Raw genomic sequence first — 20649 nt, forward strand, 5'->3', positions numbered from 1 at the left:
CGGGTTCGGCAGACTGGGCGGGTGAAGTGGCTGATCAGGGGCGGGGCCGTCGCCGCTTGGCTCGGGGTGAGCGCGCTGCTCGTCGTCGGCACGGCGAATCTCGAACCCGGGCAGGGGGAACGCCCGGTCGACGCGTTCGGCTTCGCGATCGTCGCGCTGGCCTGTCTCGCGCTCGCCGCCGCGTGGCGGCTCCCGGTGGCCGTGGCCGGGACGGAAGCGTTTGCGCTCCTGCTCTACCTGGGGCTCGGCTATCCCGACGGTCCGGTGTTGTTCGCCGGTCTCGTGCCCCTGTTCGCGCTCGGAGCCCTGCGTCCGCGGCGGCTCGCGTACGCCGTCGCGGGTGGCATGGCGGTAATAGTCGTCGGCGCGAACCTGGCCACCGGTGGAGCGGGCATCCTCGATCTGGTCTTCGTCGGCTGGGCCGGCTTCGCGGTCTTCGCGGCCGACGCTCTTCGAGCACGACGCGAGCGGGCCGCGGCCGCCGAACAGGCGGAACGCGATCGCGTCCTCGGCGAGCGGCTGCGCATCGCACAGGATCTGCACGACAGCGTCGGCCACGCGATGGCGGTCATCAACGTCCAGTCGGGAATGGCCGAGCACGTGATCGACGATCACCCGGAAGTGGCGAAGGAAGCGCTCGGCGTCGTCCGCACGGTCAGCGGCGCGATCCTGGACGAGCTGAACGCGATGGTACGGCTGCTGCGTGACGACTCCGCCCCGCTCCGGCCGGCGCCGGACATGGCGGACCTTCCCGCGCTGGTCGCTTCGACGAACCAGGCGGGCCTGGCCGTGACACTGGACCTCGACGCTCCCGGGATCGGGCAGCCGGTCGGCGGCGCGGTGTACCGGATCGTCCAGGAATCCCTCACGAACGCGGCGAAACACGGCACGTCGACCGCTGAGGTGACAGTGCGAGCTGACCGGAACGGCCTGCGGCTCGACGTGATCAACGAGGTCGACGACGTCCGCGCGCCTGGTCCGGACGTTCCCGGTGCCGGAATCAGCGGAATGGGTGAACGGGCCAGGGCGACCGGCGGCACACTGACCGCGGGCCGTGAGGACGGGAGGTTCCGGGTGAGCGCGCGATGGCCGTGATCAGGGTGGTGCTCGCCGACGACCAGCTGCTGGTGCGGTCCGGGTTCGCGGCGCTGCTCCGGGTGGAAGCCGGAATCACCGTGGTGGGTGAAGCGGACGACGGTGAGACGGCGGTGGCCGTCGTCGCGGAAACCGTGCCCGACGTGGTGCTGATGGACATCCGGATGCCGGGGACGGACGGGCTGGAAGCCACCCGGCGGATCATGGCGGACGAACGGCTTTCCGGTGTCCGCGTCCTCATGCTGACGACGTTCGACCTCGACGAATACGTCTTCGACGCGCTGCGCGCCGGAGCGAGCGGCTTCCTGCTCAAACACACCAGGCCCGCCGATCTGATCCAGGCGGTCCGCGTCGTGGCGGCGGGGGACGCGCTCCTCTCCCCGAGCGTGACCAGGCGCCTGATCGCGGAATTCACCGCACGGCCGTCACCTTCGCTGCCCCGCGCCGACGGCTCGGCGTTCACCGAACGAGAGCACGAAGTCGTCCTCCGTGTCGCGCAAGGAATGTCGAACGACGAGATCGCGCGGGAGTTCGTGATCAGCGCGGCGACCGTGCGGACCCATGTCAGCCGGGCGATGAGCAAGGTCCACGCCCGCGACCGGGCCCAGCTGGTGGTCTTCGCCTACCAGAGTGGAATGGTGCGCGTCTGACGTAGCCGCCGATCCCCACACAGGCACGACGACGCGACCCCGGCCCGCGAGCGACGCTTTCGCCATGAAATTCCTCGCGAAAGCCGCTCTGCTCACGGCATTCCTCTCCCTGTCCGGAACCACGACCGCGCTCGCCGCGGATCGCCCGGCCCGCTGCGCCGAACAACGCTTCGCGGTCCAGGTGAACGGCGAACGCCAGACGATCGCGGGCGAACTCTGCGTCCGAGGGAAACTCACGCCGCGTACGCCGGTCCAGGTGCTGCTGCACGGCGGGACCTACGACCGCGCCTACTGGGACTGGCCGTACCAGCCGCGTCGATACTCCTATGTGGACAGTGCGACGCGCGCGGGCTACGCGACGCTCAACCTCGACCGGCTCGGATACGGCCGCAGCAGCCGTCCGAATCCCGAAACGCTCGACTTCGACGCCGGCGGCGAGGCCGTCCACCAGGTGGTCCGGCAGCTGCGCCCGCGGTTCCGCACGATCGTCCTCAATGGACATTCCATGGGCGGGCTCGTCGCGGAACGGGCCGCCGAACGGGGCGGCGTCGACGCCGTGATCGTCAGCGGTATCCCCCGCGACCGGCCCGGCGCCCGGCCCGCGGCGACGGAATCACCGTTCTTCCCGGCCGAACTGGACCCGAAGTTCGCCGGAAAGCCTTGGGCCCGCGGCTATTTCACGACACGTCCCGGCATCCGCGCCCAGACCTTCCACCACCCCGGCACCTACGACCCGGCGATCATCCCGGTCGAAGAAGCCCTCAAGGACACCCTGGCGTCGGCGGAACTCCGCTCGGTGGGCCCCGGCGCGGCGAAACGGTCGGCGCCGAAGGTCCCGACGGCGTACGTACTCGGCGAGCACGACACGCTGGTCTGCGGAAACGGTGACTGCGGGGCCGACGAGATCGTGCGGGGCAGCGGCCACTCGATCAACACCAGCCTCGCCGCGCCTGCCTTCTATCGCTGGACCTTCACCTGGCTGGCTCGAAAGTTAGGGTAACCTAACCTAGACTGGTCGCATGGATTCCTTGACGCCGGTTCGCGAGGCCGCCGACCATTTCGGGCTGGCGATCTCGACCCTGCACTACTGGGAGCGCCGCGGCCTGATCACCGCCCGCCGCCGCTCGGGACAGCGGTACTACGACGACGACCAGCTGTATCGCATCGCGCTGATCAAGCACTGGCGGCGGATCGGCGGGCTCGGCCTGACGAGGATCTCCGAACTGCTCGCCGAACAGCACCGCTGGCGGGAGGTGGTGACGGGCAGGCTCGCCGAGATCGAACGGGAGCGTGCGCGGCTAGACACCGCGCACGACTACCTGGTCGAACTCCTCACTTGCCGCCGCGAGGGGAACCTTGAGGACTGCCCTTGGTTCCGCGAACGGGTCGACCTGCCTGCCCACGCGGCGGCGAGCTGAGTCCCGGCATCGCCACCGCCGCGACCACCGCGGCGGCCGCGAGGCAGACGGCGGAGGCGAGGAACGCGGCGGTGTAGCCGTGCACCAGTGCCTCCCCTTTCGGCAGGCCGGACGGCGAACTCGCGGTCACGGCCGCCGCGAGCGCGGTCAACGCGGCGAGACCGAGCGCGCCGCTGGTCTGCCGGACCGTGTTCAGCAGACCGGCGGCCAGGCCGTTCTGGCGTTCCGGCACCCCGCTGGTGGCGGCCACGGTGATCGGCGTGAAGGCCGCGGCCGTCCCGAATCCGAAGACCATTCCCGGCACCAGCACGGAAACGACGTACGAAGCGTGCGCACCGGCCAGCGCCGCGATCCCGGCGAACCCCGCCGCGCCGATCGCGCAGTACAACGCCGCCGCCCGCCGGGGCCCGATCCGCACCGACAACCCGCTCGCGGTCCGGGCGCCGGCGAACATCGCCGCTCCCACCGGCAGGTAGGCCAGCCCCGCCCTCAACGGCGAATAGCCGTGGACGTCTTGCAGGTACAACGAAAGCAAGATCGGGCTGGCGAGAAAACCCAGCCCCAGCAAGAAGATCACCACGTTCCCGCTGCTGACCGAACGCAGCCGGAAGATCCCGAGCGCGATGAGCGGTTCGTCCGCCCATCGGTGCTGGTGCACCAGAAAGACCCCGAGCAGCACGAGCCCGCCGAACAGCGGAAGCAGCACGGACGCGCTTCCCCAGCCGTCGGCCGAAGAACGCATCACCGCGTAGACCACGCCGACGAGTCCCGCCGCCGACAACACCGCGCCGAGCACGTCCAACCTGCCGCGAGGACGGCTTCGATCCCGGAGCGGCAGCACCGCCCCGGCGACGAGAACGGCCACCACACCGATCGGAACGCTGACGAAGAACACCCAGCGCCAGCCCGCCCACTGGGTCAGCAAACCGCCGATCACCGGCCCAGCCGCGGCACCGGCGGCGCCCACCGCGCTCCACGTGCCCAACGCCCGCGCACGGCGGACGGGTTCGGTGAACGTCGTGGTCAGCAAGGACAACGTCACCGGCATCAGCAGCGCGCCACCGAATCCCTGCACCGTGCGGGCCACGAGCAGCGTTTCCGGTGAACCGGCCAGCCCGGCGGCGAGCCGCGCGACGGTGAACAGGCTCATCCCGAGCACGAAGATCCGCCGCACCCCGAATTCGTCGCACAACCTGCCGCCCAGCAACAGGAAACCCGCGAAGGCGAGCGTGTACGCGTTCACCACCCACGTCAGCGCGCCGGCGGAGAAACCCAGCCCGATCCGGATCGCGGGCAGGGCAACGGAAACGATCGTCGCGTCGAGAATGACGACGAACGATCCGGCGCACGCCAACGCGAGCACGATGCCTTCACGGGGACCACGTTCCATACCCTCAGCCTCCAGTCCGGCGGCGGATGATCTCCGCCGCCGGGCCAGCGTGCACGCTGAAGCGCGCTTGAGGGCAAGCCGTCCATCAGGAAGGCCGGTACCGACCATGTCCCCGGTAAGCAGCGTTGACTTGACTCAGACGCTGACCCAGCAGTAGAGGCGGTCGCCCCTGGTCGTGGCCGTGCGGGCGAGTTCCGCGAGGCCGGTCAGCACGTCGGCCAGGTCGGCAGGGTCGGCCTGGCCACCGAACTCGTCGGTTCGGGACCAGGGCTCGGCCACCTCTCGCAGGCGAGCCTCGTCGGCGTCGGCCAGCGCGGCGGTCAGCTCTTCGGTCAGCGCGACGACCAGGCGCGTCCCGCCGTCGGCCATGGCGACAGGTTCGATGGCGCGGTCGATGACGGTTTCGTAGCCGACCCCGGTGAGCAGGGACTCCAGCGTGCCCAACTGCACGAGCGGGTCCACACCTTTGAGCGCGACGGTCGGCAAGGAAGCCTCGTCCGGGCCGCCGACGAGGTCGATCGTGGTGGCCGCGGTTTCGTTGTCCGGCGCGGCGAAGTAGTCGAAGAGCACACCCATGCGCGCATTCTGCCCGGAAACGAAAAGGCCACCCGCGGTACGGGTGGCCTTTCCGGAGTGGAGCTGAGGGGAATCGAACCCCTGACCCCCGCCTTGCAAAGGCGGTGCTCTACCAATTGAGCTACAGCCCCGGATCGCGGGCGATCATGGTAACCGCCCGCGCCGAAATCAGTTGTTGCGGGACGCGTCCGCGGCCTTGGCCGGGGCGCTTCCGTTCGTGGAAGCGGATCCCAGGGGACGCTCGGTGGGGGCGGTGGCCTCACGCCAGAGGTCGGCCTCGGCCTTGGCGGCCTTGTTGCGCTTGATCACGAACAGCACGCCGCCCGCGATGACCGCGAGTGCCAACAGCTTCTTCATCAGAAGCCCCCTCTTTCCGCCGAGTTGCTCCGCTTACCCGCCGATGCTACTGCACCCGGATCCCCGAACCTCCAGCCCCCACGTTCCACGTGGAACTACGGCAATGGGCCCGCCAGGGCCCGAGCCGAACTGGGGGGTCCAGGGGGGCGAAGCCCTTCCTGGCGGGGGCTTGGGGGTTCGACCCCCAAAATGAAAAAACGCCCGGTCGCGGTTTGTGCTATCCACAAACACGACCGGGCCAACCGGGTGGGCCCACCAGGACTTGAACCTGGGACCTCTTCGTTATCAGCGAAGCGCTCTAACCGCCTGAGCTATGGGCCCGAACGAGGAGAAGATTACAGGACGCCTTTCGGCGTCCTGCAACCGGGTCACTCTCGTTCGGAAAGGGTCACTTCCAGGCCTCCGGCGAGGTCGGCGGAGACGTTGTAGATGAAGGCGCTGACGGTCGCCAGCGCCGAGATCAGCACGATGTTGATGGCGCCGAGGATGGCCGCGATCCCGAAGACACGGCCGGCACTGATCAACGGGTCGGCCGGCGCGTCGGCCCCTTCGCCGCCGACGAGCGACGAGTAGGTCCCGTTGAGTTTGTCCCAGACACCCATGCCGTCGAGGACGGTGTACAGGACGCCGACGGCGACGAGCCACACGAAGAACAGCGCGACGCCGAGGACGAGGGACAGTTTCAGCACCGACCAGGGGTCGAAGCGTTTGATCTGCAGGCTGGCGCGACGCGGTCCGCGGCCGGGGCGGCGGAGAGCGGTGGGCGCGGCACGGGTGCGGGAGGCCGACGGGATGGCGGAGGGGGCGGGGTCGCCCTCTCCGCTGTCGCCGAAGAGCCTCTTCGCGGCCGTGCCGCTGACACCGTGATAGTCGGTCACGGTCGTCGCGTCCCGCTTCGGGTCCGAGTGGGCCACGTCTTCGGTGGCGACCGAAGACACCGAGACCGTCTGCTCGCTGGAGCCTTCAGGTTCCCCGGCGCCGCTGTCGCGCTGCCAGGGCGGGCTCGACGAACCCGCCTGCGCGCCGCCTGCTTCGGGCTTCTCGGATGGTGTCACGAGGTGTCAGTCCTTACCCAGTACGTGGGGCGTCGTCTACTCCTGCTCCGACGCCGGGATTTCTTCTCCTTCAGTACTACCTGCAGTGGCGACGTCTGAGGGCTCGTCCGCGTTGCGTGCGACCGCGAGAAGAGTGGTTCCTTCGTCGAGATTCATCAGCCGCACTCCCTTCGTCTGCCTGCCTGCCTTGCGCACCTGTCCGGCCGAAGTCCGGATCACCCCGCCGCTGGAGGTGATCGCGTAGAGCTCGTCTTCGGCGTCGACGATGACCGCGCCCACCAGCCTGCCACGTTTCTGGTCGTACTGAATGGTGAGCACGCCCTTGCCGCCGCGGCCTTGCACCGGGTAGTCCTCGGTCGGGGTGCGCTTGGCGTAACCGCCGGCGGTCGCGACGAGGAGGAACCGGTCCGGCTGGACGACGTTGATGCCGAGCAGTTCGTCGCCGTCGTTGAACCGCATGCCCAGCACACCGGACGTCGCGCGGCCCATGGGGCGCAGGGCTTCGTCGGTGGCGTGGAAGCGGATCGACTGGCCTTCCGCGGACACGAGGAGCAGGTCGTCCTCGGCGGCCGCGAGGACCGCGCCGACCAGTTCGTCGCCTTCGCGCAGGTTGACGGCGATGAGGCCGCCGGCGCGGTTGGAGTCGAAGTCGGTGAGCTTGGTCTTCTTCACCAGGCCGCGGCGGGTCGCGAGCACGAGGTACGGGGCGACCTCGTAGTTCGGGATCTCGATGACCTGGGCGATCTGCTCGTCGGGCTGGAAGGCGAGCAGGTTCGCGACGTGCTGGCCGCGCGCGTTGCGGTTGGCCTCGGGCAGGTCGTAGGCCTTGGCCCGGTACACGCGGCCCTTGTTCGTGAAGAACAGGATCCAGTCGTGCGTCGAGCAGACGAAGAAGTGCTGGACGATGTCGTCCTGTTTGAGGGTCGCGCCCTGGACGCCCTTGCCGCCGCGTTTCTGCGAGCGGTACAGATCGGTTTTCGTCCGCTTGGCGTAACCCGTGCGGGTGATGGTGACGACGACGTCCTCGACCGCGATGAGGTCTTCGACCGAGACCTCGCCGTCGAACGGGATGATCTTGGTGCGCCGGTCGTCGCCGTATTTGTCGACGATCTCCTGGAGTTCCTCGGCGATGATCGAGCGCTGCCGCTCGGGCTTGGAGAGGATGTCCTTGAGGTCGGCGATCTCGAGTTCGATCTCGGCGAGGGTGTCGATGATCCGCTGCCGCTCCAGTGCCGCGAGGCGGCGGAGCTGCATGTCGAGGATCGCGGTCGCCTGGATCTCGTCGACGTCGAGCAGGCTCATCAGCGCGGGCCGGGCCTCTTCGGCCGAGGGCGAGCGCCGGATGAGGGCGATGACCTCGTCGAGCATGTCCAGCGCCTTGACCAGACCGCGCAGGATGTGGGCGCGTTCCTCGGCCTTGCGCAGCCGGTACCGGGTCCGGCGGACGATGACGTCGATCTGGTGCTTCACGTAGTGCCGGATCATCTGGTCGAGCCGCAGCGTGCGGGGCACGCCGTCGACCAGTGCCAGCATGTTGACACCGAAGTTCTGCTGCAGCTGGGTGTGCTTGTACAGGTTGTTCAGCACGACCTTGGCGACCGCGTCGCGTTTGATCGTGACGACGATCCGCATCCCGCTGCGGCTGTTGGACTCGTCGGCGATGTCGGAGATGCCGGTGAGCTTGCCGTCGCGGACCAGGTTCGCGATGTTCTCGACCAGGTTGTCCGGGTTGACCTGGTACGGCAGCTCGGACACGACCAGGATCGTGCGGCCCTTGGCGTCCTCTTCGACCTCGACGACCGCGCGCATGCGCACGGAGCCGCGGCCGGTGCGGTACGCGTCCTCGATCCCGGAGTTGCCGAGGATCATCGCCTTGGTCGGGAAGTCCGGGCCCTTGATCCGGACCAGCAGCGCGGCGAGCAGCTCGTCGTCGCTGGCCTCGAAGTTCTCCAGCGCCCATTTGACGCCGTCGGCGACCTCGCGCAGGTTGTGCGGCGGGATGTTCGTCGCCATGCCGACCGCGATCCCGGAACCACCGTTGACCAGCAGGTTCGGGAACCGCGACGGCAGGACGTCGGGCTCCTGGGTGCGGCCGTCGTAGTTGTCGGAGAAGTCGACGGTCTCTTCTTCGATGTCCTGCAGCATGTGCATCGCGAGATGCGCCAGCCGGGACTCGGTGTACCGCATGGCGGCGGCGGGGTCGTTGCCCGACGAACCGAAGTTGCCCTGGCCGTCGATCAGCGGGTACCGCAGCGACCACGGCTGGGCGAGCCGCACCAGCGCGTCGTAGATCGCGGAGTCACCGTGCGGGTGGTAGTTGCCCATCACGTCGCCGACGACGCGGGAGCACTTGTTGTACCCGCGGTCGGGGCGGAAGCCCGAGTCGAACATCGAGTACAGCACGCGGCGGTGCACCGGCTTGAGGCCGTCGCGCACGTCCGGCAGTGCCCGCGACACGATGACGCTCATCGCGTAGTCGATGTAGGAGCGCTGCATCTCCTGCTGGATGTCGACCGGTTCGATCCGGTCGTGGTCCGGAGCAGGCGGCAAGGTTTCCGTCATGAGGTCCTTCTCGTGGGAGCAGTCCTAAGGGGACAAAGAACGGGGACGTCTAGACGTCCAGGAAACGCACGTCCTTGGCGTTACGCGTGATGAAGGAACGGCGCGCTTCGACGTCCTCGCCCATCAGGACGGAGAACAGGTCGTCGGCCTGCGCGGCGTCGTCCAGCGTGACCTGGCCGAGCAGCCGGTTCGCCGGGTCCATCGTGGTCTCCCACAGCTCTTCGGCGTTCATCTCGCCGAGACCCTTGTAGCGCTGGATCGCGTCGTCCTTCGGCAGCTTCCGGCCGGCCTCGACACCCGCCTGGATGACGGCGTCGCGTTCCCGGTCGGAGTACGCGTACTCCGGCTCCTGCCGCGGCCACTTGATCTTGTACAGCGGCGGGCGGGAGAGGAACACGTGCCCGTGCTCGATCAGCGGGGGCATGAACCGGAACAGGAAGGTGAGCAGCAGCGTGGTGATGTGCTGGCCGTCGACGTCGGCGTCGGCCATCAGCACGATCTTGTGGTAGCGCAGCTTCTCGATGTCGAACTCTTCGTGGATACCGGTGCCGAGCGCGGTGATCAGCGACTGGACCTCGGTGTTCTTGAGGACGCGGTCGATACGGGCCTTCTCGACGTTGATGATCTTGCCCCGGATCGGCAGGATCGCCTGGTACATCGAGTCGCGGCCTTCCTTGGCCGAACCGCCGGCCGAGTCACCCTCGACGATGTAGAGCTCGCATTCCGACGGGTTGGTCGAACGGCAGTCCTTGAGCTTGCCGGGCAGCCCGCCGATCTCCAGCGCGCCCTTGCGGCGGACCAGGTCGCGCGCCTTGCGGGCGGCCATCCGCGCCTGCGCCGAGGAGATCGACTTGTTGATGATCGTCTTCGCCTCGGTGGGGTTGCGCTCGAACCAGTCGGCCAGCCATTCGTTCGAGGTCTGCTGCACGAACGTCTTGGCCTCGCTGTTGCCCAGCTTGGTCTTGGTCTGGCCTTCGAACTGCGGCTCGGAGAGCTTGATCGAGACGATCGCGGCGAGGCCCTCGCGCACGTCGTCACCGGAGAGGTTGGCGTCCTTCTCCTTGAGCAGCTTCTTCTCGCGCGCGTACGCGTTGACGACGCGGGTGAGCGCGGCGCGGAAGCCCTCTTCGTGCGTGCCGCCCTCGTGCGTGTTGATCGTGTTGGCGAAGGTGTACACCGACGGCGTGAAGCCGTTGTTCCACTGCATGGCGACCTCGACCTCGAGGCCGGTGCCCTTGGCCTCGAAGGAGATCACGGACGCGTGGATCGGGTCCTTGCTGCCGTTGATGTGCTTGACGAAGTCTTCAAGACCGCCCGGGTAGCAGTAGGTCTTCTCCTTGACCCGCGCCGCCTGGCCGGAAGCGTCCGCTTCGGTCTCTTCGTCGGCGACGCGCTCGTCACGCAGCGAAAGGGTCAGGCCCTTGTTGAGGAAGGCCATCTCCTGAAGACGCCGGGAGATCGTCTCGAAGTTGTACGTCGTGGTCTCGAAGATGTCGCCATCGGCCCAGAAGGTGATCGTGGTACCGGTGTCCTCGGCCGGGCCGAGGTCCTGCAGCTCACCGGGGATCTGGTCGGTGTACACCTGGCGCCAGCTGCGCCCGCCGCGTTTGACCTCGGCGATGAGCTTGGTCGAGAGCGCGTTCACCACCGAGACGCCGACGCCGTGCAGACCACCGGAGACCGCGTAGGAGTCGCTGTCGAACTTGCCGCCCGCGTGGAGCACGGTGAGCACGACCTCGAGGGTCGGCTTCATCTCCTTGGGGTGCATGTCGACCGGGATGCCGCGGCCGTCGTCCACGACGCGCACGCCACCGTCGGCCAGCAGGGTAACCTCGACCTTGGTCGCGTGACCGGCCATCGCCTCGTCGACGGAGTTGTCGACCACCTCCTGGACGAGGTGGTGGAGGCCGCGTTCACCGGTGGAACCGATGTACATGCCGGGACGCTTGCGGACGGCTTCGAGGCCTTCGAGCACCGTGATCGACGACGCGTTGTACTCGCTCTTGTTCTCGGTCACAGGCGTTGATTCTCCTCGTCTCGCCCGAGCGGACGCTCGCTCATCTCCAGTGTACTTGGCCGCGTTCGCAGACATGCGGCAAGGACACCCCTGATTTGCTCACAGGCGCGCTAATTCGTTCGAAGAAGAGTCTTGACGTTCGCGAAGCACTCTGGGCGCGTTCTAGGCGCTTTAATGGGCACTGTCACGGCGAAGCGCAACTCGGATCAGCCGTACGTGTCACGCGGGCCGCGTCCCGGCACGTGCCGTGGCCCTTTCCGCCAGCTCGGTGCCGTCGGACCCTGGATCCGCATCTTCTTCACTACGCCGTGGCCGACGCCCTTCGCGATCTTCGCCAGCAGCTGTCCCTGGAGCAGGCGAAGCTGCGTCGCCCACGCCGTCGAGCTCGCGCGGACGGTCAGCTCGCCGTCCTTCAGGGCCACCGGCTGGGCGTGTTCGGCGACCTCTTCACCCACAAGCCGGGCCCAGCTGCCGAAGACCTGACCGTTGGCCAGCCGTGTGTTCCAGCCGCGGTCGACCGCGATCCGGGAGGCGAGCCTGCCGAGCGGTTGCGGGTCGCGGGCGTCGGCACCCGGTCCTGACCAGCGACGACGTCGCGGGCTCTGCCCTGCCGAACCGGCTCCCCCTCCGGTGATACGGCCGCGGCGTACGCCCGGTTCAACGCCGCGGGCCTTGGCTTTGGCCTTCGCGGCGTCCAACGCGGCACGAGCGAGGTCACGGCCGGTAGCCGGTTCCTTGCTTTCGGTATCGGTTGCGCCGTTCGGTGCCACGGTTCGTTCACGCTGCGTGTCGAACAAAGACCCCTCACCCGGGTTACCGCCCGGGAGGGGGGTGTCAAGCCGCTTATCAGGCCCCTTGGTCACGCGGGGCGATAACGCGTTCACGGTGTTATCCACACTGTCCACAGGTTTGTCCCCAGATCGGTGGGCAACTGCTGTGGCGCCGATCACCCGGGGTGTCCGCTGCCGCCGATCACCCTCGGTTGATCTCACCATCCGCCACGAGGAACCGGTGCCCGGCCAGTTCGGCGGGCACGTCCTCGTCCACGGCGGCGGTCACCAGCACCTGCTCGGCGCCTGCCGCCACCTCCGCCAGCCGGGCCCGGCGACGCCGGTCCAGCTCGGCGAACACATCATCCAGCAGAAGTACCGGTTCCCCGGCCTCGCCACGCAGGAGCTCGTAGCTTCCCAGACGCAGCGCGAGGGCGAACGACCAGGACTCCCCATGGCTCGCGTAGCCCTTCGCCGGTGCTTCGCCGAGGATGAGGTCGAGCTCGTCCCGGTGCGGGCCGACCATGCTCACCCCGCGTTCCAGCTCCAGGTTCCGCGACCGTTTCAGCGCCTCGACCAGCACTTCCTTGAGTACCGCCTGGTCGGCGCGAGGACCGTCCGGATCGCCGTACCCCTCTGGCATCGCTTCGCCCAGGCTCGACTTGTACGCGATCTTCGCCGGCCTCGAGTCGGGTGCGACCCCCATGTACGCGGCGGCCGCGTACGGCGCGAGGTCCGCGATCAGGTTGAGCCGGGCGGCCAGCAACGCGGCGCCCGCCACCGCCAGGTGGTCGTCCCAGACGTCGAGCGTCGACAACGCGTACGGGTCTTCGCGTCCCGTACGCCGTTTGCCCGCCGTCTTGAGCAGGGCGTTCCGCTGCTTCAGCACCTTCTCGTAGTCGGCGCGGACCCCGGCGTACCGGGGCGCGCGCAGCACGAGGAGCTCGTCCATGAAGCGGCGGCGCTCCCCGGGATCCCCGCGCACGAGCGCCAGGTCCTCCGGGGAGAACAGCACCGTGCGCAGGATCCCGAGCACGTCACGCGGCTTGCCGACCGCGCCGCGGTTGACCCGCGCGCGGTTCGCCTTGCCCGGCGTGATCTCCAGCTCGACCGTCAGCTCGCGGTCCTCGTTGACCACCGCGACCCGGATCAGCGCGCGTTCGCACCCGTGCCGCACCAACGGCGCGTCGGTCGCGACGCGGTGCGAGCCCAGGGTCGCGATGTAACCGATCGCCTCGAGGAGGTTCGTCTTGCCGCGGCCGTTCTGTCCGACGAGGACGGTCGGGCCGGGTTCGAGCGCGAGATCGGCTTGTGGCCAGGACCGGAAGTCGGTGACCTGGAGATGTCTGAGGTACAACCCGTCTGCCTAGCGGCCGGCCGTCGTCACTGGACCTTTTTCACGGCGTGCCCGCCGAACTGGTTGCGCAGCGCGGCGACGGCCCGCATGGCGGCGGAGTCCTCCTGGCGCGAAGCGAACCGCGCGAACAGCGCGGCCGAGATGACCGGCGCCGGGACCGCGTTGTTGATCGCCTCTTCGAGGGTCCACCGGCCTTCGCCGGAATCCTCGACGTAGCCCTCGAGGTCGTCCAGCTCCGGGTCCTCGTCGAGCGCGCGGACGAGCAGGTCGAGCAGCCACGAGCGGACGACGGTCCCCCGCTGCCAGCCCTTGATCACCGCGGGCACGTTCTCGACGACCTTCGCGGCTTCGAGCAGCTCGAAGCCTTCCGCGAAGGCCTGCATCATGCCGTACTCGATGCCGTTGTGGATCATCTTCGCGTAATGACCGGAGCCGACGGCGCCGGCGTGCGAGAAGCCCTCGTCACGCGGACCTTCGGGGCGAAGCGCGTCGAAGATCGGCATGGCCTTCTCGACGTCCGAAGCCGCGCCGCCGACCATCAGGCCGTAGCCGTTGTCCTTGCCCCACACGCCACCGGAAACCCCGCAGTCGAGGTAGCCGATCTTCTTCGTCGCGAGCAGGTCCGCGTTGATCCGGTCGTCGGTGTACTTCGAGTTGCCGCCGTCGATCACGAGGTCGCCCTCGGACAGCAGGTTCCCGAGCTCCGCGACGGTCTGCCGGGTGGGTTCGCCGGCGGGCACCATGATCCAGACGATCCGGGGACCGTCCAGTTTGGACACCATGTCCTCGAGTGAGGTGGAGTCGGTGACGTCGGGGTTGCGGTCGTAGCCGACCACCTCGTGACCGGCCGCGCGCAGCCGCTCACGCATGTTGAACCCCATTTTGCCGAGGCCGATGAGTCCCAGCTGAGCCATGAAGATCCCCTTTGGTGCGAACAGAAGTGGCGGCCGGTCAGCCCGGGAGGCGAACCGGCATCAGGAGGTACAGGTAGCCGGGGACGACGTTGCCCTCCTCGTCGGCGGGCTTGATCAGCGCCGGCCGGTTCGGGGTGGTGAACGTCAGTTCCGCCCGGTTCGCGTTCAGCGCGCCGAGCCCGTCGACGAGGTAACCCGGGTTGAACGCGATGGTCACCGGCTCACCCTCGTAGTCGACCTGAAGCTCTTCCTCGGCCGAACCCTCGTCGTCGCCGCCGGCGGAGAGCCGCAGCGAACCGTCGTTGAACTCCAGCCGCACCTGGGTGCCACGCTCGGCGACGAGCGAAACACGCTTGATGGACTCGGCGAGCGCGGAGACCTCGATGACCGCGCGCGACGTGTGCTGCGCCGGCAGCAGCTGCCGGTACGGCGGGAACTCCGCGTCGAGGAGACGGGTCGTGGTGTAGCGGCCGGAGCCGGAGAGACCGAGGAGACCTTCGCCGCTGGCGAGCGCGAGCCGGATCTTGGCTCCGCTGGCGCCGAGCGTCTTCGCGGCCTCGGCGAGTGTGCGCGCCGGGACGAGCACCGCGGCGTCGGACAGCCCCTCGGCAGGCTCCCAGGTGAACTCGCGCATCGCGAGCCGGAAGCGGTCGGTGGCGACCAGGGTCAGCGAGGAGCCGGAGATCTCCAGCCGCATGCCGGTCAGCATCGGGAGGGTGTCGTCCTTGCCCGCGGCGACGACGACCTGGGTGACGGCCTGGCCGAACGCGTCACCGGTGAGTTCACCGGCGAAGGCGGGCTGGGACGGGAGCTGCGGGTAGTCCTCGACCGGCATGGTCGGCAGGGAGAAACGCGCGGAGCCGCAGGTGATGGTCGCGCGGGCGCCGTCGACGGAGATCTCGACCGGCTGCGCGGGCAGCGACTTGGTGATGTCGGCCAGCAGGCGGCCGGAGACCAGCAGACGGCCGCCGTCGGCGATGGTGGCCGGGACGCCGACCGTGGCCGAGACCTCGTAGTCGAATCCGGAGACGGTGAGGGCGTCACTCGTCCCGTCGGATCCCGCATCGAGCAGGACACCGCCCAGCACCGGGACCGGAGGCCGCGACGGGAGGCTTCTCGCCACCCACGCGACGGCGTCGGCCAGCCCGTCACGCTCGACGCGGATCTTCATGCGCGCTTCCTTTCGACAGCCGAGCCCCTGACGGCTCGAAAGCTCAACGGGTCACCTCGGCCGGAGAGCGCGATGGCCAGGTGCCTCGCAGGTGTTGTTCGGTCCGAGCGAGGACGCGGACGCACGTCGACACGCAGACCAGGTGCAGGGACCCACGTTAGGCCGTCCCCGGGGTCCGCGTCACCTCGGCCTCCCCTTGCTTTTGTCGACAAGACGACACGGCTCACCGGCTGTCCCCAGATTCGTCCTTCGCCTGTTTTTGTTTTGTTCTCTTCTAGAGAAGAAGAAAAGACAGCAGTAGTAATAGGCGTTGTGGATTGTGTGGACAAGGCTCGTTCGCGCAGGTCCGGGGGCCTGGAGGGCTGTGGACTCCGGGTGTGTACGGACGGTGGACAGTTCGGGCCGCCGGTGGATGGTTTCGGGCGGCGCTCAATCTGTCCACAGTCATCCACAGTTGTCCCCACGGTTATCCCCAGTTGTGAGCCGGTTTGTACCCAGGCTTGTGGACCCGCTTCGTGACCGGAATCGCTCGGGAGAGTGACCCGGGCAGCACCGTTCACCCTTGTGCACAAGATGTGGGCAACCTGGGGACAGGGTGTGGATCTTGGTGTGGAAATGCTGTGGATTGCCTGTGAGTGCGATGTGGACGAAACCCCGATCCCCGCAGCTCCCACCCTCACCGGACTTGTGCACAAGCTACCCACACCCTGTGGATTCCCTTTGTACACAAGGAAACCCCGAAGCCCCCTTACGCCACTTCGCTCCCTTCGCCGCTTCTCCGCCTACGCGCGCTTCGGGCCTATGTAGACACAAAGAAGGGCTCCCACCCACCGGCGAGAGCCCTGAAACCCTTGTCAGCCAACGTAACCGATACTCCGGCGACCCAACGGTCTCCCGGAAGCGCGCCAGCGCGACGGGAGACTTCACCGTCGAGCGCCCTCCCTTGGGCCGAAGGCCCACGTAAACGTGATGAAGGGGCGCCTCTCCGCCCAACCTGAGTTGGAAGCGGAACGACGCCCCTTCGGCACGTTTACGTCAGCGCTCGACAGATAAACACAGCCAGCGCTCGACAAAAACTACTGCCGTGCCCGCTGCTTGATCCTCGAAGTCAGTTCCTGCACCTGGTCGTAGATGCGCCGTCGTTCGGCCATCTCCTTGCGGATCTTCTTGTCCGCGTGCATGACGGTGGTGTGGTCACGGCCGCCGAAGGTCTGTCCGATCTTCGGCAGGGACATGTCGGTGAGTTCGCGGCAGAGGTACATCGCGATCTGGCGTGCGGTCGCGAGCGCCTTCGTCTTGCCTGGGCCGCAGAGGTCGTCGAGGGTCACGTCGAAGAATTCGGACGTGACGCCCATGATGGTCGGCGCGGTGATCTCCGGTGCGTGGGAATCCGGGATGAGGTCCCGCAGCACGATTTCGGCGAGTGCGACGTCGACGGGTTGCTGGTTCAGCGACGCGAAGGCGGTGACGCGGATGAGTGCGCCTTCGAGCTCTCGGATGTTCGCCTCGACGCGCGAAGCGATGAACTCCAGGACCTCGCCGGGGACGGCGAGCCGGTCTTGGGCGGCCTTCTTGCGGAGGATCGCGATCCGGGTTTCGAGTTCCGGCGGCTGGATGTCGGTGATGAGGCCCCACTCGAACCGCGTGCGCAGCCGGTCTTCCAGTGTTTCGAGGCGCTTCGGCGGGCGGTCGGAGGAGACGACGATCTGCTTGTTCGCGTTGTGGAGGGTGTTGAAGGTGTGGAAGAACTCTTCCTGCGTACCTTCTTTGCCTTCCAGGAACTGGATGTCGTCGACGAGCAGGATGTCGATGTCGCGGTAGCGGCGCTGGAAGGCGACCTTGCGGTCGTCGCGCAGCGAGTTGATGAAGTCGTTGGTGAACTCTTCGGTCGACACGTACCGCACGCGCATGCCGGGGAACAGCCGCTGGGCGTAGTGCCCGACCGCGTGCAGCAGGTGGGTCTTCCCGAGTCCGGACTCTCCCCAGATGAACAACGGGTTGTACGCGCGCGCCGGCGCTTCGGCGACGGCGACCGCGGCCGCGTGCGCGAAGCGGTTCGACGCGCCGATGACGAAGGTGTCGAACGTGTACTTCTCGTTGAGCTTCGTCTTCGACGTCTGCGGCTGTGCCGGCGCGGTGTAGGGCTGCCCCGCGATCGGCTGGCCGGAGAACGTCGGCCAGATCTCGGTCACGGCGGCGAGGGCCTCGCCCTCTTCGTCGACTTCTTCATCGCTGTCATCGCCATCGTTGAGGCTGTTGTCCACCGGCTGCTGCCTCGGCGGCCTCGGCTTCGGAGGCTCGGGTCGGGGCCTGGTCGGGGACAGCATGCCGTCGCCTTCGGGCAGCGGAGGAGTACCCGGCACCGGACCGGAACCGTTTTCCACCCGGCTGGGTGACGTCGGTTCGTAGCGGGGGCCGGGCGAGGGCGGCGGCGGAGGCATCGAGGGCTCGGTGCTGTCGACCTTCACCGCGAGCGAGACCGCGCGGCCGAGCCGGCGCGAAAGGGCTTCGGTGATGGCGCCGCGGAGGGCGCGCTCGATCGCTTCCTTGGCGAAGTCGCTGGGTGCGGCGAGGAGCGCGGTGCCGTCGAGCAGGCCGATCGGCCGGGTCACCCGCATCCAGGCGCGTTGCTGCGGGGAGAGGGTGCCGTCCGACAGCTCGCGCACGACCTGTTCCCAGATGACGCCAAGATTGTGCTGGTGATCGGACACCTGCCTGACTCCCCTCCCCTCATCGGTGCGCTGCGGCGAGATCGCTCAGCGGCCCGAAACGCCGGGTCGAGCGTCATCCTGGCCCGATCGGCTCATGCGCACAGCAAATATCCACATAGTTGTCCACAGCTGTGCACTAATGTACGGCGGCCCGCGGTGACGTCACCTGCGGGCTCGACGTATGCCGACGGGATGCCTCCACATCCCCGAAGACACCCGGGCGCCTGCGCCGTTCCACCTCGGCGTAAACCCGGGAGGGGCACGCTAACAAGCCCCGCTCGTTGCCACAAGGCATCCTCGCGCGCAAGCATTTCACGGTGTACGGCGTGTTGCCATTCGATGCCCTCGCGTCGTCGGTGATCACTCTCCACGTACCGTCGCGGTGCGTGGTCGAGGGGGTGCCTGCCAGGCTCGGGCGGTGGGTGCGTACCCTCGTAAGGTCTCCCGTATACAGCGGGGGCGTTTCGCGTGCCCACGTTGTCGTCGCTCGACGTGACGAGGCCACACGTTGGTAGGAGACACCAGAGACTGCCGTGCGTCAGCACGACACGCCAGGAACGGGTCGAACCGTTCCCGGCGGCCGAGAAACAGGAGAAGTTAGTCGTGAGCAAGGGTAAGCGCACCTTCCAGCCGAACAACCGCCGCCGCGCCCGGGTCCACGGATTCCGGCTGCGCATGCGGACCCGCGCCGGCCGGGCCATCCTGGCGGCTCGTCGTCGCAAGGGCCGCGGCGCGCTGTCCGCCTGATCCGGCCGTCGTCGAGGGACGTCGTGCTGCCGGCCGCCGCGAGGTTGCGGCGCAGTGAGGATTTCCGTGCCGTGATGCGGCGTGGGGCCAAGGCAGGCAGGCGCCGCCTCGTCGTCCATGCGTTGACCACGGACCCGCCCGATGCCGCCGAAGCGGCGCGGGCGGGTTTTGTGGTGAGCAAGGCCGTGGGGAACTCGGTGGTCCGCCACCGCGTCACCCGGCGGTTGAGGCATCTCGTTTCCGCCAGGCTCGGAACACTGCCGCCGGGAAGCTCGTTGGTGATACGGGCACTACCTCCGGCCGCGGACGCGTCCAGCGCGGAACTCGGTTCGGACCTCGACGCGTCGTTGCGGCGCCTCGGGCTGTCCGGGAAGTCCCGCCAGACGCGATCACCCGACAACGGATCAGCGGTGTAACGGCATGCGAGCCACCGAGAACCAGACCACCGAGGACGCCCGGCCCGGCCCGGTGGCGTGGGTGCTGCTCCTGCCCATCAAGCTGTACCGCAAGGCGATCTCCCCCTTCTTTCCTCCGGCGTGCCGGTTCTACCCGAGCTGTAGCGCGTACGCCGTCGAGGCACTGACCCGGCACGGCGCCGGCCGCGGCAGCTATCTCGCGGTCCGGCGTCTGCTGCGCTGTGGCCCGTGGACCATGCCCGGGCGCGACCCGGTACCCGAGACGTTCTCGTGGCGCCACCGCCGACCTGAAACACCGATCGAGGAGTAGCTCAGTGCTCGACTTCATCTACTACCCCGTGTCCTTCATCTTGTGGTGTTGGCACAAGGTCTTCGGGCTCGTGTTCGGTGAGGCGAACGCGATTTCCTGGGTCCTCGCGATCATCTTCTTGACGGTCACCGTCCGCGGCATCATGTTCAAGCCGTTCGTGAACCAGGTCCGGTCGATGAAGAAGATGCAGGACTTCGCGCCGGAAATGAAGAAGATCCAGAAGAAGTACTCCAACGACCGGCAGCGCCAGGCGATGGAGATGCAGAAGCTCCAGAAGGAGCACGGCGTCAACCCGCTGGGCAGCTGCCTGCCGATGCTGCTTCAGATCCCGGTCTTCATCGGTCTGAACCACGTCCTGCGGATGTTCACCATCAACCCGTACGGCGGGCCGAAGACCGAGAACTACTTCTTCGATCAGGCGGGCGTCGAGTCCTACGTCCACGCGAAGCTGTTCGGCGTCAACCTCGGCGACGCGATCTACACCGGCGTCGACATGGTCAGCGGCGGGAACACGGCCGCCGGGTTCCACTGGGGCGTCGCTCCGGTCGCGATCCCGCTGATGATCATCGCGAGTATCGCGACGCACCTCACCGCGCGCCACTCGGTCCAGCGTCAGAACCCCGAGTCGGCCACGCCGCAGACCGCGATGATGAACAAGCTGACGATGTACGTCTTCCCGATCGGTGTCCTCGTCTTCGGTGCGCTGTTCCCGATCGGTCTGCTCATCTACTGGCTCGCCAACAACGGCTGGACCCTGATGCAGCAGCGCCTCGTCTACACGAAGATCGACAAGGAAGAAGAGGCCCGCAAGGAAGCCGAGAAGGAGAAGCGCGCGAACCTCGGCCCGAAGCCCGGCCAGAAGCCGACCGCGCCGCGCCCCGGCCAGAAGCCGGTCCAGCAGAAGAGGAACAAGCAGTCCTCCGGTGGGCAGGTCAAGAAGGCGGGCTCGCCGCACGGCTTCGCCCAGACCGACTCCGCCGCCGCGGAGAAAAAGGACACCACAGACGGAACAGCCGAGTCGTCGACGAACGGCTCGAAGGAGAACGGTGCGGACGTGCCCGGTCTCATCTCGGACTCGACTAAGAAATCGGGCCGGAAGCGTCGCTGACGCCGATCCGGGCCGGAGAGGAGAC

The 20649-nt window shown here is 67.9% G+C and carries 19 protein-coding genes and 2 tRNA genes; 8 read left to right on the top strand and 13 right to left on the bottom strand.

Annotation, left to right across the window (positions count from 1 at the left end; translation table 11 throughout):
- Positions 1 to 21: 21 nt before the first annotated feature.
- The 4 genes from DMH01_RS23120 to DMH01_RS23135 all read left to right on the top strand — a co-directional run bounded on the left by DMH01_RS23120 (position 22) and on the right by DMH01_RS23135 (position 3163).
- On the top strand, positions 22 to 1095 hold the full coding sequence (locus DMH01_RS23120) for a sensor histidine kinase (RefSeq protein WP_125679330.1): 1074 nt from the start codon (positions 22 to 24) through the stop codon (positions 1093 to 1095).
- Positions 1086 to 1745, top strand: a complete 660-nt coding sequence (locus tag DMH01_RS23125; protein ID WP_125679331.1) for a response regulator transcription factor — start codon at positions 1086 to 1088, stop codon at positions 1743 to 1745. Before DMH01_RS23120 ends, DMH01_RS23125 begins: the two co-directional genes overlap by 10 nt.
- A gap of 64 nt (positions 1746 to 1809) precedes the next feature.
- Positions 1810 to 2745: an alpha/beta hydrolase gene (locus DMH01_RS23130; protein WP_125679332.1), complete on the top strand. Its 936-nt coding sequence runs from the start codon at positions 1810 to 1812 to the stop codon at positions 2743 to 2745.
- Between the two features lie 19 nt (positions 2746 to 2764).
- Positions 2765 to 3163: a MerR family transcriptional regulator gene (locus DMH01_RS23135; protein WP_125679333.1), complete on the top strand. Its 399-nt coding sequence runs from the start codon at positions 2765 to 2767 to the stop codon at positions 3161 to 3163.
- Here DMH01_RS23135 and DMH01_RS23140 read toward each other — a convergent pair.
- The 13 genes from DMH01_RS23140 to dnaA form a co-directional block, all read right to left on the bottom strand.
- Entirely contained in the window at positions 3078 to 4553 is a 1476-nt protein-coding gene (locus DMH01_RS23140; protein ID WP_125679334.1) for a DHA2 family efflux MFS transporter permease subunit, read from the bottom strand. The two genes, DMH01_RS23135 and DMH01_RS23140, sit on opposite strands and share 86 nt — an antisense overlap.
- Positions 4554 to 4688: 135 nt before the next feature.
- Positions 4689 to 5129, bottom strand: coding sequence for a hypothetical protein (locus tag DMH01_RS23145; protein ID WP_125679335.1), 441 nt, complete (start codon positions 5127 to 5129; stop codon positions 4689 to 4691).
- A 58-nt stretch (positions 5130 to 5187) separates the two neighbouring features.
- A tRNA-Ala gene (locus DMH01_RS23150) sits at positions 5188 to 5260 on the bottom strand.
- Positions 5261 to 5297: 37 nt separating this feature from the next.
- Positions 5298 to 5486, bottom strand: coding sequence for a DLW-39 family protein (locus DMH01_RS23155; RefSeq protein WP_034321928.1), 189 nt, complete (start codon positions 5484 to 5486; stop codon positions 5298 to 5300).
- A 247-nt stretch (positions 5487 to 5733) separates the two neighbouring features.
- Positions 5734 to 5807: transfer RNA gene (locus tag DMH01_RS23160), tRNA-Ile, on the bottom strand.
- Between the two features lie 47 nt (positions 5808 to 5854).
- Positions 5855 to 6541, bottom strand: coding sequence for a DUF3566 domain-containing protein (locus DMH01_RS23165; protein WP_125679336.1), 687 nt, complete (start codon positions 6539 to 6541; stop codon positions 5855 to 5857).
- Positions 6542 to 6577: 36 nt separating this feature from the next.
- Positions 6578 to 9103, bottom strand: coding sequence for a DNA gyrase subunit A (gyrA, locus tag DMH01_RS23170; RefSeq protein WP_125679337.1), 2526 nt, complete (start codon positions 9101 to 9103; stop codon positions 6578 to 6580).
- A 49-nt stretch (positions 9104 to 9152) separates the two neighbouring features.
- Complete coding sequence (gene gyrB / locus DMH01_RS23175; RefSeq protein WP_125679338.1) at positions 9153 to 11120, bottom strand: DNA topoisomerase (ATP-hydrolyzing) subunit B; 1968 nt, start codon at positions 11118 to 11120, stop codon at positions 9153 to 9155.
- Positions 11121 to 11326: 206 nt separating this feature from the next.
- Positions 11327 to 11890 (bottom strand): DciA family protein, encoded by a 564-nt coding sequence (locus DMH01_RS23180; RefSeq protein WP_125679339.1) that lies wholly within the window; start codon positions 11888 to 11890, stop codon positions 11327 to 11329.
- 202 nt (positions 11891 to 12092) lie between these two features.
- A complete protein-coding gene (recF, locus tag DMH01_RS23185) occupies positions 12093 to 13247 on the bottom strand; it encodes a DNA replication/repair protein RecF (RefSeq protein WP_125679340.1) in 1155 nt (384 codons plus the stop codon).
- 26 nt (positions 13248 to 13273) lie between these two features.
- Positions 13274 to 14161, bottom strand: a complete 888-nt coding sequence (gene gnd / locus DMH01_RS23190; RefSeq protein ID WP_125679341.1) for a phosphogluconate dehydrogenase (NAD(+)-dependent, decarboxylating) — start codon at positions 14159 to 14161, stop codon at positions 13274 to 13276.
- 37 nt (positions 14162 to 14198) lie between these two features.
- Entirely contained in the window at positions 14199 to 15332 is a 1134-nt protein-coding gene (dnaN, locus tag DMH01_RS23195) for a DNA polymerase III subunit beta (protein ID WP_020632653.1), read from the bottom strand.
- Positions 15333 to 16408: 1076 nt separating this feature from the next.
- Positions 16409 to 18043 (bottom strand): chromosomal replication initiator protein DnaA, encoded by a 1635-nt coding sequence (dnaA, locus tag DMH01_RS23200; protein WP_125679342.1) that lies wholly within the window; start codon positions 18041 to 18043, stop codon positions 16409 to 16411.
- Positions 18044 to 18646: 603 nt separating this feature from the next.
- Between dnaA and rpmH the strand changes: the two genes are divergently transcribed.
- From rpmH to yidC, 4 genes are read left to right on the top strand one after another with little or no spacing between them, the layout of a single operon-like run.
- Positions 18647 to 18790, top strand: a complete 144-nt coding sequence (rpmH, locus tag DMH01_RS23205) for a 50S ribosomal protein L34 (protein ID WP_005154511.1) — start codon at positions 18647 to 18649, stop codon at positions 18788 to 18790.
- A gap of 23 nt (positions 18791 to 18813) precedes the next feature.
- A complete protein-coding gene (gene rnpA, locus DMH01_RS23210) occupies positions 18814 to 19206 on the top strand; it encodes a ribonuclease P protein component (RefSeq protein WP_125679343.1) in 393 nt (130 codons plus the stop codon).
- Between the two features lie 4 nt (positions 19207 to 19210).
- The gene (gene yidD, locus DMH01_RS23215) at positions 19211 to 19516 is read left to right on the top strand and encodes a membrane protein insertion efficiency factor YidD (protein ID WP_125679344.1); all 306 of its coding nucleotides are present in this window, start codon (positions 19211 to 19213) and stop codon (positions 19514 to 19516) included.
- Between the two features lie 4 nt (positions 19517 to 19520).
- Positions 19521 to 20624, top strand: a complete 1104-nt coding sequence (gene yidC / locus DMH01_RS23220; protein WP_125679345.1) for a membrane protein insertase YidC — start codon at positions 19521 to 19523, stop codon at positions 20622 to 20624.
- Positions 20625 to 20649 lie beyond the last annotated feature (25 nt).

The sequence above is a fragment of the Amycolatopsis sp. WAC 04182 genome (assembly GCF_003947465.1).
Classification (GTDB): Bacteria; Actinomycetota; Actinomycetes; order Mycobacteriales; family Pseudonocardiaceae; genus Amycolatopsis.

Bases quoted from the DNA above. Each gene is read 5' to 3' on its own strand.
- DMH01_RS23125 (WP_125679331.1), top strand. From the start codon at position 1,086: ATGGCCGTGATCAGGGTGGTGCTCGCCGACGACCAGCTGCTGGTGCGG.
- DMH01_RS23130 (WP_125679332.1), top strand. From the start codon at position 1,810: ATGAAATTCCTCGCGAAAGCCGCTCTGCTCACGGCATTCCTCTCCCTG.
- DMH01_RS23135 (WP_125679333.1), top strand. From the start codon at position 2,765: ATGGATTCCTTGACGCCGGTTCGCGAGGCCGCCGACCATTTCGGGCTG.
- DMH01_RS23140 (WP_125679334.1), bottom strand. From the start codon at position 4,553: ATGGAACGTGGTCCCCGTGAAGGCATCGTGCTCGCGTTGGCGTGCGCC.
- DMH01_RS23145 (WP_125679335.1), bottom strand. From the start codon at position 5,129: ATGGGTGTGCTCTTCGACTACTTCGCCGCGCCGGACAACGAAACCGCG.
- DMH01_RS23155 (WP_034321928.1), bottom strand. From the start codon at position 5,486: ATGAAGAAGCTGTTGGCACTCGCGGTCATCGCGGGCGGCGTGCTGTTC.
- gyrA (WP_125679337.1), bottom strand. From the start codon at position 9,103: ATGACGGAAACCTTGCCGCCTGCTCCGGACCACGACCGGATCGAACCG.
- gnd (WP_125679341.1), bottom strand. From the start codon at position 14,161: ATGGCTCAGCTGGGACTCATCGGCCTCGGCAAAATGGGGTTCAACATG.
- dnaN (WP_020632653.1), bottom strand. From the start codon at position 15,332: ATGAAGATCCGCGTCGAGCGTGACGGGCTGGCCGACGCCGTCGCGTGG.
- yidD (WP_125679344.1), top strand. From the start codon at position 19,211: ATGCGAGCCACCGAGAACCAGACCACCGAGGACGCCCGGCCCGGCCCG.